This is a genomic window from Methylobacterium sp. P3_A11 (assembly GCF_056403155.1).
This window is the reverse complement of sequence record NZ_JBFUGA010000135.1, coordinates 1-13,679: the sequence shown is the minus strand read 5'-3', so window position 1 is coordinate 13,679 and position 13,679 is coordinate 1. Positions and strand designations below refer to the sequence as shown.

Annotated in this window: 11 protein-coding genes and 1 pseudogene; 11 read left to right on the top strand and 1 reads right to left on the bottom strand. The window is 71.7% G+C overall.

What is annotated here, in order from left to right:
* Positions 1-1,041 (bottom strand): annotated as a pseudogene (locus AC1DXK_RS27530) (ABC transporter ATP-binding protein); the annotation flags it as partial.
* A 375-nt stretch (positions 1,042-1,416) separates the two neighbouring features.
* Here AC1DXK_RS27530 and AC1DXK_RS27525 point away from each other — a divergent pair.
* The 11 genes from AC1DXK_RS27525 to AC1DXK_RS27475 form a co-directional block, all read left to right on the top strand.
* Positions 1,417-2,076 carry a cytochrome c3 family protein gene (locus AC1DXK_RS27525; protein ID WP_457105543.1) on the top strand — a complete coding sequence of 220 codons (660 nt, stop codon included), beginning with the start codon at positions 1,417-1,419 and terminating at the stop codon, positions 2,074-2,076.
* Positions 2,073-5,036 (top strand): TAT-variant-translocated molybdopterin oxidoreductase, encoded by a 2,964-nt coding sequence (locus AC1DXK_RS27520; protein ID WP_457105544.1) that lies wholly within the window; start codon positions 2,073-2,075, stop codon positions 5,034-5,036. The genes AC1DXK_RS27525 and AC1DXK_RS27520 overlap by 4 nt, the downstream gene beginning before the upstream one ends.
* 2 nt (positions 5,037-5,038) lie before the next feature.
* Positions 5,039-7,063, top strand: a complete 2,025-nt coding sequence (locus tag AC1DXK_RS27515) for a quinol:electron acceptor oxidoreductase subunit ActD (RefSeq protein WP_477299498.1) — start codon at positions 5,039-5,041, stop codon at positions 7,061-7,063.
* Complete coding sequence (locus tag AC1DXK_RS27510; RefSeq protein ID WP_457105546.1) at positions 7,060-7,593, top strand: c-type cytochrome; 534 nt, start codon at positions 7,060-7,062, stop codon at positions 7,591-7,593. Before AC1DXK_RS27515 ends, AC1DXK_RS27510 begins: the two co-directional genes overlap by 4 nt.
* Positions 7,590-8,651 carry a hypothetical protein gene (locus AC1DXK_RS27505; RefSeq protein ID WP_457105547.1) on the top strand — a complete coding sequence of 354 codons (1,062 nt, stop codon included), beginning with the start codon at positions 7,590-7,592 and terminating at the stop codon, positions 8,649-8,651. The genes AC1DXK_RS27510 and AC1DXK_RS27505 overlap by 4 nt, the downstream gene beginning before the upstream one ends.
* Positions 8,648-9,136, top strand: a complete 489-nt coding sequence (locus AC1DXK_RS27500) for a hypothetical protein (protein WP_457105548.1) — start codon at positions 8,648-8,650, stop codon at positions 9,134-9,136. Before AC1DXK_RS27505 ends, AC1DXK_RS27500 begins: the two co-directional genes overlap by 4 nt.
* Positions 9,133-10,098 (top strand): cytochrome c oxidase subunit II, encoded by a 966-nt coding sequence (gene coxB / locus AC1DXK_RS27495; protein ID WP_457105549.1) that lies wholly within the window; start codon positions 9,133-9,135, stop codon positions 10,096-10,098. Before AC1DXK_RS27500 ends, coxB begins: the two co-directional genes overlap by 4 nt.
* Positions 10,099-10,492: 394 nt before the next feature.
* Positions 10,493-12,169 (top strand): cytochrome c oxidase subunit I, encoded by a 1,677-nt coding sequence (locus AC1DXK_RS27490; protein WP_457105550.1) that lies wholly within the window; start codon positions 10,493-10,495, stop codon positions 12,167-12,169.
* Complete coding sequence (locus tag AC1DXK_RS27485) at positions 12,166-12,825, top strand: cytochrome c oxidase subunit 3 (protein ID WP_457105551.1); 660 nt, start codon at positions 12,166-12,168, stop codon at positions 12,823-12,825. Before AC1DXK_RS27490 ends, AC1DXK_RS27485 begins: the two co-directional genes overlap by 4 nt.
* Before the next feature lie 22 nt (positions 12,826-12,847).
* On the top strand, positions 12,848-13,138 hold the full coding sequence (locus AC1DXK_RS27480) for an oxidase (protein ID WP_477299497.1): 291 nt from the start codon (positions 12,848-12,850) through the stop codon (positions 13,136-13,138).
* Between the two features lie 75 nt (positions 13,139-13,213).
* The coding region (locus tag AC1DXK_RS27475; protein ID WP_477299496.1) for a class II glutamine amidotransferase at positions 13,214-13,679 on the top strand (466 nt) is incomplete at its 3' end.

The window sequence follows — 13,679 nt, the reverse complement described above, 5'->3', positions numbered from 1 at the left end:
CTCGAGGGCCGCGGCGAGGCGGGCGAGGTCGCGCAGGCGCGGACGGACCGCCTTGCGGACCATCCAGAGCCGTGCGCAGACGGCGGCGAGCCAGCCGGCGAGGCCGAAGGCGCCCACGGCCGCCAGGAGGGCGGCCGGATCCACCGGCGCGGCGGGGGGCTGCCCCGGCCCCGAGCGCCAGAGCGCCGTGCCGGCGGCGATCGCCGGCAGGATGACGGCCAGCGCCAAGGCGGGCGCCCGGGCATAGGCCAGCCGTGCCTCGGCCCGCCCGACATTGGTGCGCATCGCGGCGACGCGGGCGGCGATGCGGCGGCGCTCGATGGCCGCCGCCCCGTGGTTGCGCACCGCCGGCAGCCGCCGCACGAGGTCGTTCAGGTTGGCCTCCGCCCGGGCACTGGAACGCAGCCGCAGCTCCTGGCGGTCGCGCGCCCGTTCGAGCACCAGTCCGTAGGCCAGCCCGATCGCCGCGAGGCCGACCACCGCGGCCGGGACGAGCCGGGGCGCGGCCAGCGCGGCGAAACCCAGGGCCAGGATCAGGGCTCCGAGCGTCATGGCCGGCAGGACGATGCCGGCGGCGAGCAGGCGATCGGCCCGCGCCAGCACCTCGCCCACGATCCGAGCCAGGCTGCGCGCCTCGTCGCGGGCTCCGGCCGGCGCGTCGAGGATCGCCCGCAGCACGCCCTCGCGAACGGCGTCGGCAGCCTGGTTCTGCGCCTTGAAGCACAGGCGCGCCACGCACCAGCCGACACCCGCCAGGGCCACGGCGCAGACGGCGATGCACAGGAAGGCCGTGAGTTCGAGCTGTGCGGGAGGCATCGGGAAGCCGGATGCCAGCACCAGCTCGCGGCCCGGGAGCGTCGCCGCCACGCGGAGGAAGGGCAGCGCCGGCGCCTCGTCCTGTGGCAGCACCGCGATGAGGTCGCGCAGGCACAGGAGCGCGAGCGCGCAGAGCGGCGCACCGATCCCGACCGCGAGGGCCGCCGCGGCGGCATGCAGAGGCCGCGCGGCACGCCACGTCAGGACGAGAGGGTCGGATTCCATGCGTGTCCGGTCGGGATCGGGCGTCTGAGCCCCGCCCGGGGGCATAGGCGTTCACGACGGTCACGGGAAGTGTCGCACGCGCGTGGACGCCCTGCCGCGGGCCGCTGCGACACGTCGGACCGCATGTTTCTGCCGTCGGCCCTGGTTTGGAAGCGCTCCAGTGTTACAACCGTCAGGCAGGGCGCGGCCGAGGCTCCGACCGGCGAGGGGCTCTGACCCGCGCGGCCTGGCCGCCGCGGATATCCGGGCCGTATCGCGCCGGGCCGGCGCGCCGACGGATCTCGGCCGGTACCAGAGGGTGAGGCGACGCGTGCGGCGAGGGGTTGAGAAGACCGAGCGCGATGTCCCCGCCGGCTCCCGGCCCGGGTCCGCCTGATGGCGCAGCTGTTCACCCCCGGGGCCGACGCGCTCTACCGCCTCGCCCTGATGACCGGGGTGGCCTGCCTCGTCGGGCTTCCCGTCCTGGCGGCCGGGATCGTGCGCTCGAACTACGTCACCGGTGTCGGGGTCGCGCCGGCCCAGCCGCTGCCGTTCAGCCACAAGCACCATTCCGGCGAACTCGGCATCCAGTGCCGCTACTGCCACACGACGGTCGACCGGGAGGCCACCGCCGGCATCCCGCCGACGCAGACCTGCATGACCTGCCACTCGCAGATCTGGACCGGTTCCGACATGCTGAAGCCGGTGCGCGACAGCTACGCGCATGACAAGCCGCTGGAATGGGTGCGGCTGAACAAGCTGCCGCAATACGTCTACTACAACCACTCCGTCCACGTGACGAAGGGGATCGGCTGCTCGACCTGCCACGGCGACGTCACGGCGATGCAGATGACCTACCGAGCCAACGCTTTCGAGATGCGGTTCTGCCTCGATTGCCACCGGGCGCCGGAGAAGTATGTCCGCCCGCCGGATCAGGTCTGGAACATGACCTGGACGCCGCCGGCCGACCAGGCGACGCTGGGTCCCAAACTCGTGGCCCAGTACCATATCCGCGGCGGGGCGCGGCTGACCGAATGCGGGATCTGCCACCGATGACCGGCGCTCCCGACATCGCGGCCCTGCGCGAGAGACTCGCCGGCGGCGACGGGCCGCGCTTCTGGCGCAGCCTCGACGCCGTGGCCGACAGTCCCGAGTTCCGCGCCTATCTGGCGGCCGAGTTCCCGTCGGCGTCGCGGCTCGCCGCCGCCCCGGAGCGGCGCGGGTTCCTGAAGCTGATGGCCGCCTCCTTCGCGCTCGGCGGCCTCACCGCCTGCGGCGCGGGCGGAGGACGCGGCTACGAGGTGCCCTACGTCAACCAGCCCGAGCGGATCGTGCCGGGCACGGAGCTGTCCTACGCCTCCTCGGCGGTATTCGACGGGTTCGGCAACGGCATCCAGGTCACCACGCGCAACGGCCGGCCGCTGAAGATCGAGGGTAATCCCGAGCACCCCTGGAGCCTCGGCGGCACCGACGTGCTGGCCCAGGCCTCGGTGCTCGGGCTCTACGACCCGTTCCGCTCCCAGGCGGTGCAGCATCTCGGTCGCCCGACGTCGTGGGCGGCGTTCCGGGCGGACCTTCTCGGGCATCTGGCGGATTGGCGCCGGACCGGGGGCGCGGGCGTCGCCCTCCTCACCGGACCGGTGACGTCGCCCACCGTTGCGGCACAGATCGCGCGGCTGCGGGCCGCCTACCCTGCGCTGCGCTGGTATGTCGGCGCCGCGGCCGGCCGCGACGGGATCTACGAGGGCGCCCGCCGGGCCTATGGGATGCCGCTCGAGAGCCGTCCCGATTTCGGCCGTGCCCGCACCATCGTGGCGCTCGACGGCGACTTCCTCGACCCCGGGCCCGGCCAGGTCGGCCTGTCCCGGCGCTGGAGCGAGGCCCGGCGCGCGGCCTATGCCGAGGGTCGCCTCCTCACGCTGCACGCGGCGGCCCCGACCCCGACGCTGACCAGCGCCAAGGCGGATCACAGCGCCGTCGTGCCGGCCGGCCGCCTCGAGACCGTCGCCCGGGACCTCCTCGCCCTGGCGGCGGGCGGCGCGGCCCCGGCGGGCGACGATCCCGTCTCGCGCTGGACGCGGACGGCGGGCGCGGCGCTCACGGAGGCGCGGGGCGGCGGCATCGTCACCGCCGGCCTGACCGCGAGCCCCGACCTGCACGCGCTGGTGCACCGGCTGAACGGGGCGCTCGGCAATACCGGCACGACCGTCCGTCACACCGCGCCCGCGGCGGAGACGGGCGCCGGGACGCTGGCGGAACTCGCGGAGGCCATGGAGCGCGGCGCCGTCGAGGCGCTCGTCATGCTCGGTGCCAACCCGGTCTACGAGGCGCCCGGCGCCCTCGACTTCGCGGCCCGGATGGCCCGTGTGCCGCTGAAGATCCATGCCGGGCTCTACTACGACGAGACCGGCGCCCATGCCGATTGGCACCTGCCGGCCGCCCACCCGCTGGAATCCTGGGGCGACGTCCGGTCCCTCGACGGGACCGTGGGGCTGATCCAGCCGACGGTCGCGCCCCTATACAACGGCCGGACCCTGCCGGAGATGCTCGCCTTCCTGGCCGACGGCACGGGCGGGGAGAGCGGCCAGGACGGCCTCGGCCTCCTCAAGGCCCGCTGGCGGGACGCGGGCGAGGCGGATGCGGCCTTCGAGGCCCGCTTCTCCGACGCCCTTCGCCGGGGCTTCTGGGCGGACAGCGCGCATCCGGCCGTCACCGCCGCGCTGACGCAGCAGGCCGTGTCGGCCGTTGGACCGGATTCCGACGGGATCGAGGTGCTGTTCCGCCCCGACCCCACCGTCTGGGACGGCACCCATGCCGATCTCGCCTGGCTGCAGGAACTCCCGAAGCCCCTGACCAAGGTGGTCTGGGAGAACGTGGTCGCGCTCGGGCCGCGGCTCGCGGAGCGCGAGGGCATCGCCACGGGCGACATGCTGCGGATCGAGGCGGGCGGCCGCGGGATCGAGGGGCCGGCCTGGATCCTGCCCGGCCAGGCGGACGACACCGTGACCCTCTCCCTCGGCTACGGCCGCGCCGTGCCGGACCACCTCGCCCGCGGCCTCGGCTACGACGCCGCTCCGCTGCGGCCGCCGGGTTCCCCCTGGCGGCTCACCGGCGCCCGGCTGACGCGGACCGGCCAGCGGTGCATGCCGGTCACGACGCAGCATCTCGGCACCATGGAGGGGCAGGATCTCGTGCGCGTGCAGGCGCTCGGCGCCGCGCCCGTGGGCGACCCGAAGGGCGCGCCGGCGCCCGCCTCGTTCTACCCGCCCCCGGAGAGCCAGGATCGCTGGGTCGCCGCCCAATGGGGCATGGCGATCGACCTCGACGCCTGCACGGGCTGCAATGCCTGCGTCACCGCCTGCCAAGCGGAGAACAACATCCCGGTGGTCGGGCGCGAGGAGGTCGAACGCGGCCGCTGGATGGGCTGGCTGCGGGTCGACCGCTACTATGCGGGCGAGCTCGACGCGCCGGCCACGCATTTCCAGCCGGTGCCCTGCATGCATTGCGAGCAGGCGCCCTGCGAACTCGGCTGCCCCGTGGAGGCGACACTGCACGACAGCGAGGGCCTGAACCTGCAGGTCTACAACCGCTGCGTCGGGACCCGGACCTGCCAGAGCTACTGCCCCTACAAGGTCCGCCGCTTCAACTACCTCGACTATACCGGCGGCATGACCCCCGTTGAGCAGCAGCAGCGCAACCCCGAGGTCACCGTCCGCGCCCGCGGCGTCATGGAGAAGTGCACCTACTGCATCCAGCGCATCACGGCGGCCCGGATCACCTCGGCCAAGGATGCCCACGCGCCGATTCCCGACGGCGCCGTGGAGACCGCCTGCCAGGGCGCCTGCCCGACCCGGGCGATCACCTTCGGCAACGTCGCCGACCCGGACAGCCGGGTTTCCGCCGCCCGCCGGGATCCGCGGGAATACGCGCTCCTCGGTCACCTGAACACGCGGCCGCGCACCACCTACCTCGCCGGGCTCGCGCCCGCCGCGGACCCGAACGGACGGGAGGGCTGAGCATGTCCGGCGCCCTCTCCGGCGGCCCGCAGCCCGGTCCCCTGATCCGGCCCGACGAGACCCTTCAGGGGATCGGCGGCGCGGTCGCGGCGATCCCGCTGACGCATCCGGGCAACCGGCGCTGGTGGATCGCCTTCGCGGCGGCGGGGGCGCTGCTCGGCCTGTTCGTCCTCACCCTCGTCTACCTGCTCTACGCCGGCCCCGGGATCTGGGGGAACAACAACGCCGTCGTCTGGGCGCTCGACATCGCGAGCTACGACTGGTGGATCGGGGTCGCGTCGGGCAGCCTCCTGGTCTCGGCGATCCTCCTCCTCCTCGGGGCCGAGTGGCGCGGCGCGGTAAACCGCATCGCCGAGACCCTGGCGMTGCTCGCCACCGCGGCGGCCGGGCTCTACCCGATCATCCATCTCGGGCGGCCGTGGTTCTTCTTCTGGAACCTGCCCTACCCCAACACCTACGGTCTCTGGCCGCAGTTCCGCTCGCCGCTGCTCTGGGACGCGATCGACATCGTGTCCTTCCTGGTGGTCTGCGTGAGCCTCTGGTTCATCGGCCTGCTGCCGGACCTCGCCACCCTGCGCGACCGCGCCTTCGCGGAGGCCATGCACCAGCGTGACGTGAAGGCCCCGACGCGCCGGATCGCCCTGCTGCGTGCCCAGGTCTACGGCATCGTCGCCTCGGGCTGGCGCGGCTCGGCGGCCCATTGGCAGATCTGGGTGCAGGCCTACCGCACCGTGGCCCTGCTCGGCGTGCTCCTGGTGGTCTCGGTGCAGACCGGCGCCTCGGTCATGCTGGCGGGCTCGCTGATGCCCGGCTGGCACAGCACACTCCTGCCGGTGAGTTTTCTGGTGAACGCGGTCTCGTCGGGCGTCGGCGTCACGGCGGTGATCGTGATGCTGATCCGCCTCGTCTACGGCCTCGACGCCCTGGTGACGGCCCGCCATCTCGACGTGCTCGGACGGCTGCTGCTCTGCCTCGGCTGCGCGAGCGCCTATTGCTACGCGGCGGAGGCGTTCGACACATTCCTCAACGGCGATGCGCAAGCCCGCGTGGTCCTCGTCCGGCGCCTGACCGGCGACCACGCCCTCGTCTCGTGGACGGCGATCCTCTGCCTCGTCCTGCCGGCGCAGATCCTGTGGTCGGCGCGCGCCCGCACGGCGCCGCTGGCCATCGCGGCGGTGGGCCTGCTCGTGGCCGTCGGCGCCTATGCCGACCACGTCGCGGTGCTGGTCGTCACCCTGACCCAGGATTTCCTGCCGTCCGCGAAGTTGCCCTACACGACCGACCTCTGGGGCATCGCCACCTTCGCGGGCTCCCTCGGCCTGTTCCTGACCCTGCTGCTCCTGTTCCTGCGCTACCTGCCGGCCATTTCGATCGTCGAGAGCCGCCGCCTCGCCTTGGCGGTGTCGACGGCCGCGCAGGCGGCGTCCCGCGAGGCCTCGTCCCAAGCCGCCGCCCGTCCCGAGGAGGACCCGGTCTCCGCGCCCCTGTGGGGCGTGTCGGCGACCTTCGCGAGCCAGGGCGACCTCGCCGCCGCCCTCCAGGCGGTCTCGGGACTCAGGCCGGATCAGGTCCGTCTGGACGGGCACGGCCCTGTGCCGATGCCCCGCACCCTGCGGCCCCTGGGCCTGGAGGGGCGCTCGATCCTGCCCTACGCTCTCGCCGGCGCCCTCCTCGGCGGCATCGGCTTCTTCGCGATGTGCGTCTACGCCACGGCCTACGACTACGTGTTCCTGATCGGCGGCCGGCCGCGTCTGTCCTGGCCCTCCTTCGTGGTGCCGAGCGTCTCCTTCGCGATGATGGCGGGCTGCGTGGCGATCCACCTCGCGCTCCTGCTGCTCAACCGCCTGCCTCGTCTGAACCACCCGGCCTTCAACATCCCGGGCTTCCTGCGGGCCTCGGAGGACCGGTTCTTCCTGTCCGCGGAGGCGCGCAGCGCCCGGTTCGACCCGGATCGGATCGAGCGGCGGCTCGCGTCGCTGCCGGCCGAGGCCGGCCGTCCGCTCGAGATCCGGCGGATCCCGCGATGAGGATCGCCGTGCCCCTCGTCCTCCTCGCCCTGGCGCCCCTGGCGGCCTGCGGCGAGGCCGACATGGCCGACCAGGCCCGGGCGAAGACCTGGGACAAGAACCCGTTCTTTCCCCGCGAGATCACCATGCGCCAGCCGGTGGCCGGCACCGTGCCGCGGATCGATCCGGGTCGTCCGGTGCCGCAGCCGCAGACGATCACCCGGGATCTGCTCGACCGGGGCCGGGACCGCTACGCGGTGTTCTGCACCCCCTGCCACGGCCAGGACGGACGCGGCGCCGGGATGATCGTGGCGCGGGGCTTCCCGGCTGCCGGGACCCTCACGGCCGGACCCGTGCGCGGGGCATCGGCGGCCGACCTCTACGACGCGATCTCGAACGGCCGGCGGGCGATGTTCGGCATGGCGCAGATGATCCCCTCCGCCGACCGCTGGGCGATCGTCGCCTATGTCCGCGCCCTCCAGCTCAGTCAGGATGCGCTCGTGGCGCGCCTGCCCGCGGAGGATCGCGCCCGCCTGGAGGCGACGCCGTGAGCCGCCCCGCCCTCCTCGGCCTCGCGGGCCTCGGCCTGCTGGCCTTCTGCCTGATCGCGGGCGGCTGGCGCGGCGCGGCGGCCTCCTATCTGGCGGCCTGGCTGGTCCTGCTCGCCCTGCCCGTGGGCGCCCTGCCGGTGACCGTGGTGGCCGAGCGGTTCGGCAAGCGCGTGCGCGAGCGCGGCGGCATCGAGATGCTGGCGGCCCTGCGCCGGCTGATGGCGCTGATGCCGGTCGCGGCCCTGCTGTCGCTGCCGCTGCTGGCCAGCGCGCCCCTGCTCTATCCCTGGGTCGGCGCCCCGGCGCGGACGCCGTTGGCCGCCCTGTGGTTCACGATGCCGTTCTTCGTGGTCCGGGTGATCGCCTATCTCGCCGCCTGGACGTGGCTCGCGGTCCGCTTCGCCCGCCCCTTCGACGCGCCCGGCGAGGGCCGGACCGTGCCTGCGGTGGGGCTGCACGCGGTGGTCGGCACGCTGTTCGTCACCGACGTGGTCGCATCCCTGGACCCGCGGCTCGATTCCACCCTGCTCGGCCTCCTGGTGATGACGGCCTGGAGCGGCCTCGCCTTCGCGGCGGCGATCCTGCTCGCCTGGGAGGAGCCGGAGCCCGTCGGTCGCGGCCGTACCGCGCCGGGGCGGGGCCGGCTGGTACCCCTCGTCGTCCTGCTCGGGCTCTGGGCCTACCTGCACTTCGTGCAGTTCCTGATCGTCTGGTCGGCCAACCTGCCCACCGAAGTGACGTGGTATCTCGCCCGGGGCGGCTGGGTCGGGCGGGCGCTGGCGATCGTCGCCGGCGCGGTCGTGGTCCTGGCCGGGCTCGCGACCCTCCGTCCGGGGCGCCCGACCACCCGGATTCTGGCCGGCGCGGCCCTCGCCGTCCACGCCGTGGAGATGTTCTGGCTGATCACCCCGGCGGTGCGCGACCGCTTCGTCATCCGGCCGAGCGACGTGCTTGCTGCCTGCGCCGTGGCCTGCCTCGCCGCCGGGCTCCGGTTGGCGCTGCGGCCGCGCGGGGATCGGACGCCATCCGGACCCCGCCGTGCCGGGAGGCCGGCATGAGCGCCGGCGGTCCCTCCGGACTGATCCCCGCGATCCTGGCGGGACTGACGCTGCGTGGCAGCGGCTTCCTGAGCGGACGCCCCCCGCGCCCCGCCGCCAACACCCCCCGCGATCCCGACGATCCCGGGCACGAGACGCGCGACGTCAACGTCCGCAACACCGCGCTGGTCATGGCAACCCTCGCGCTCGCGGCCGTGGCTGTCGTCGGGACCATGGTGTGGATGATGAGCACCTTCGCGGCGCGTCAGCGCCGAGCCCTGCCGGCGTTGACGCCGCAGCAGACGACGCGCCTCAAGCCACCCCCCCCGAACCTCCAGGCCGACCCCTATGCGGATCTCGACCGCCAGCGGGCGGAGGCCGAGGCGCATCTCTCCGGCTACGGCTACCGGGACGAGGCCCGCACCCGCGCCCGCATCCCGATCGGGCGTGCGATGGATCTGATCGTCGGCCGCTCCCTCGACGCGGCGGAGCCTGGAGACCGATGACGCCAGGCCACGATTCCCTCCAGCTCTGGCCCGCCGCCGTCTCGGCCACCGCGAGCGAGACGGATGTCCTCATCCTGGCGTTCACGGTGCTGACGCTGCTGCTCACCGTCCCGGTCTTCGTGGCGATCACCTACTTCGCCGTGCGCTACCGGGAGGGCTCGGAGGCCGACCGGAGCCCTTCCGGCATCCGCTCCAACCTCATCGAGATCAGCTGGATGCTGATCCCGTTCCTCCTCACCCTGATCTTCTTCGTCTGGGGGGCGCGGCTGTTCATCGAGTCGAAGAACCCGCCCCCCGACGCGATGGTGGTCGAGGCCATCGGCCGGCAATGGATGTGGAAGTTCCAGCATCCCACCGGCCAGTCCGAGATCAACAACCTGCACCTGCCGATCGGCCAGCCGATCCGCCTGCACATCATCAGCCAGGACGTGATCCACGCCCTCTACCTGCCGGCGGTGCGGATGCAGGTGGCCGCATTGCCCGACCGCTACACCGACCTGTGGTTCAAGGCCGACAAGACCGGCACCTACCACCTCTACTGCTCGGAATATTGCGGCACCGACCACTCCGTGATGGGTGGCGTGGTCACCTTCATGAACCCCGGCGACTACCAGGACTGGCTCACCCATGCCGGGGCGCAGCAGGGCAAGGTCGCGGCGGGCCGCGCCCTCTACGAGGCCTATGGCTGCGCCGGCTGCCACGCGCCCGGCTCGGCCGTGAAGGCGCCGAGCCTCGCGGGGCTGTACGGCAGCCAAGTCAAGCTCGCCGACGGCCGCACGGTCACGGCCGACGAGGGGTGGCTGCGCGACAAGATTCTCAACCCGAACGGCGACCGGCTCGCCGGCGGGGGCAAGCAGATCATGCCGAGCTTCGCCGGCCGGATACCGGCGGACGAACTCGGCACGCTGATCGACTTCCTGAAGGCCTACCCGGCTTCGAAGGCTGCGGACGCGACACGATGATGAACGGCGTCACCCCAGAGCTTCGGTCGGCGGCGTGTAAGGCGCGCCGGTTTCGGTCCTCTCGCTGCTCGTGGATTCACACATCCGCACTGGCCGTGCATGTTCAGGGTCGGGCGCGGGTCCCCTCTCCCGTGCGGGAGAGGGACAGGGTGAGGGATCAAGTCTCTCCGAAGAGGGCTCGATCAGACTGCGCGCCAGAGGCGTGCTCGATCCTGGGGCTTCTCGTCCCTCACCCCAACCCTCTCCCGCACGGGAGAGGGGGTTCGTCGCGCCCTGCCGCCAGCAGCGGTGCCCGCTCCAGATCTGTGACCATCGCGGCCCACGGAGTGGCGTCGGACGAGCGCGCGATCCTCCTGACGCTCGGACGTCATCCCCTTCGATCGAGGCCGACACGATGAGCGCCTCCGGCAGCATCGGCGGCACCGCCCGCCGGGAACCGCACACCCCGGAATCGACGATCGGCCGGAAGGCGGATTACCTGCACGCGGAATCGACGCTGCGCTCGTGGTTCCTCGCCACCGACCACAAGCGCATCGCGATCCTGTACCTCACGTCGATCACCGGCTTCTTCGTGATCGGTGCCCTGGCGGCGGGCGTGGTGCGCCTCGCCCTCGTCGTGCCGAACGGCGCGATCATGACCAACGACACCTACAACAAGGCCTTCACCATCCACGGCGTGGTGATGGTCTGGTTCTTCCTGATCCCGTCGATCCCGGCGACCTTCGGCAACTTCCTGATCCCGCTGATGATCGGGGCCAAGGACCTCGCCTTTCCGAAGCTCAACCTCACGAGCTGGTACGTGTTCATGGCCGGCGCCCTGTTCACCCTGGTCTCGGTGGTGCTCGGCGGCGTCGATACCGGCTGGACCTTCTACGCGCCGCTCTCCACCGCCTTCTCGAACACCTGGGTGCTCCCGGCGCTGATCGGCGTCACCATCGTGGGCTTCTCGTCGATCCTGACGGGGCTCAACTTCGTGGTCACGATCCACACCATGCGAGCCCCGGGCATGACGTGGTTCAAGCTGCCGATCTTCGTCTGGGCGCACTATGCCACGAGCCTGATCTTCCTGCTCGCGACGCCCGTCATCACCACGGCGCTGATCCTGCTGATCGCGGAGCGCGCCTTCCATATCGGCGTGTTCGACCCGGCCTATGGCGGCGACCCGGTGCTGTTCCAGCACCTGTTCTGGTTCTACTCGCACCCGGCCGTGTACATCATGGTGCTGCCCGGCATGGGGGTGATCTCCGAGATCGTCCCGGCCTTCGCGCAGAAGAAGCTGTTCGGCTACCGCTTCGTCGCCTACGCGTCGATCGGGCTCGCCTCGGTGACGTTCTTCGTCTGGGGGCACCACATGTTCGTCAACGGCCAGAGCGACCTGGCCTCGCTGGTGTTCTCCGCCCTGTCCTTCGCGGTGGCGGTGCCCTCGGCCGTGAAGGTCTACAACTGGACCGCCACGATCCATAAGGGAAACTTACGCCTCGACACGCCGATGCTCTACGCCATGGGCTATATCGGGCTGTTCGTGCTCGGCGGGCTGACCGGCCTCTACCTCGCGACGCTCGCCATCAACCAGCACATCCACGCCACCTACTTCGTGGTCGCCCACTTCCACTACATCATGGTCGGCGGCACGGTGCTGGCCTTCCTCGGCGGCCTGCACTTCTGGTGGCCCAAGTTCACCGGCCGGATGTACAGCGAGCCCTGGGGCCGGGTCTCGGCGCTGCTGATCTTCCTCGGCTTCAACGTGACCTTCTTCCCGCAGTTCATCCTCGGGTATCTCGGGATGCCGCGGCGCTACGCGACCTACCCGCCCGAGTTCCAGCTCCTCAACGTGCTGTCCTCGGCGGGCGCCACGATCCTGGCGGCGGGCTACATCTTCCCGATGCTCTACCTCGTCTATTCCCTGTGGTTCGGGCGCAAGGCGCCCGCCAACCCGTGGAACGCGAAGGGGCTCGAATGGGAGACCGCGTCGCCGCCGCCGACGCATAATTTCCTGTCCCCGCCCGAGGTGCCGCGCATCCCCTACGATTACCCGATCCAGGCCCAGGAATCCCGGGACCAGCACGGATGAGCCCGCGGCTGGCCGACGGCGTCGGGATCGCCCGCGTCGAACATTTCGAGACGGTGGCACAGCAGCGGGAGGCGGCGACCCTCGGCATCTGGGCGTGGCTGATCACCGAGCTCCTGCTGTTCTCGGCACTGTTCCTGGTGGCGCTGATCACCCGGATCCAGCATCCCGAGGCGACGGTCGCGGCGGCCAGGCACCTCAAGTTCTGGATCGGTGCCACCAACACCGTGGTGCTGATCTGCTCCAGCCTGACCATGTCGATGGCGATCGCGTTCTCCCGGATGGGCTGGCAGCGCGCCATGGTGCGGGCCATGCTGGCGACCGCGGCGCTCGGCGGCCTGTTCCTCGTGCTCAAGGGCTACGAGTACTACGCCGACTGGGCCGAGCACATGATGCCGTTCCTCAGCAGTCGGCCCTTCGCCCTCGCCGAGACGCCGGCCGCGCGGCTGTTCGTGAACCTCTACTATGTCGCGACGCTGCTCCACGCGCTGCACCTGTTCACCGGCATCGCGCTCCTCCTCGGCATGAGCTGGATGGCCGCCAAGGCCGGGTTCCTCGCCCGGCACCAGAACTGGATCGAGGTGTATGGCCTGTACTGGCACTTCATCGATCTGGTCTGGATCCTCGCCTTCCCGATCCTCTACGTGGTGAACCGATAGGATGCGGAGCCCCCTCGCGACCTTGAGCTCCGACGACCGCGCCCTGCTCCGCAAACGCCTGCGCACGCCGGTGCTGACCTTCCTGGCGCTGCTCGCCCTGCTCGGCATCAACGTCACCCTCGGCGCCACCCTGCCCTTCGCGCAGGTCTGGATCGTGGAGCTGCTGGTGGTCGCCGTGATGGTGGCGCTGATCCTCCTCGTCTCCATGGAGGTGGTCCGCGAGCCGCCGCTGATCCGGCTGTTCTCGGGGCTCGGCTTCTTCTGGGTCGCCATCCTGGTCGGGATGACGCTGACCGATTATCTGGCGCGCTGATCCGCGCGAAAGCCGTTGTCGGGACGGCCGAACACTCCTAAACGTCCCGCCTCCCCCCATGGCCCGGCTGCAACGATGTGCGAACTGCTCGGCATGAGCGCCAACGTGCCGACCGACATCCGCTTCTCCTTCGCGGGCCTCGCCCGGCGCGGCGGCGAGACCGGTCCGCATGCCGACGGCTGGGGCATCAGCTTCTACGACGGGCGCACCTGCCGCAGCTTCCACGAGCCGGAGCCGAGCGCCCGCTCGCAGCTCGCCCGGCTGCTGCGCGACATGTCGATCAAGAGCCGGATCGTCGTCGCCCATGTCCGCAAGGCCAATCGCGGGCGGGTCAGCCTGGAGAACACCCACCCGTTCTCGCGGGAATTGTGGGGCCGCCGCTGGACCTTCGCGCATAACGGCCAGCTCAAGGGCGTGAAGCGGCTCCCGCTCGGCGGCTTCATGCCGATCGGCTCCACGGACAGCGAGCACGCCTTCTGCTGGATGCTCGGCCGGCTCCAGGCGCGGTTCGGCGCCCTGCCCCGGCCCGAGACCCTCGACC

What these genes read in the sequence shown, in the direction of transcription:
- AC1DXK_RS27525 (WP_457105543.1), top strand. Translation starts at nt 1,417, where the DNA reads ATGGCGCAGCTGTTCACCCCCGGGGCCGACGCGCTCTACCGCCTCGCC.
- AC1DXK_RS27520 (WP_457105544.1), top strand. Translation starts at nt 2,073, where the DNA reads ATGACCGGCGCTCCCGACATCGCGGCCCTGCGCGAGAGACTCGCCGGC.
- AC1DXK_RS27510 (WP_457105546.1), top strand. Translation starts at nt 7,060, where the DNA reads ATGAGGATCGCCGTGCCCCTCGTCCTCCTCGCCCTGGCGCCCCTGGCG.
- AC1DXK_RS27500 (WP_457105548.1), top strand. Translation starts at nt 8,648, where the DNA reads ATGAGCGCCGGCGGTCCCTCCGGACTGATCCCCGCGATCCTGGCGGGA.
- coxB (WP_457105549.1), top strand. Translation starts at nt 9,133, where the DNA reads ATGACGCCAGGCCACGATTCCCTCCAGCTCTGGCCCGCCGCCGTCTCG.
- AC1DXK_RS27490 (WP_457105550.1), top strand. Translation starts at nt 10,493, where the DNA reads ATGAGCGCCTCCGGCAGCATCGGCGGCACCGCCCGCCGGGAACCGCAC.
- AC1DXK_RS27485 (WP_457105551.1), top strand. Translation starts at nt 12,166, where the DNA reads ATGAGCCCGCGGCTGGCCGACGGCGTCGGGATCGCCCGCGTCGAACAT.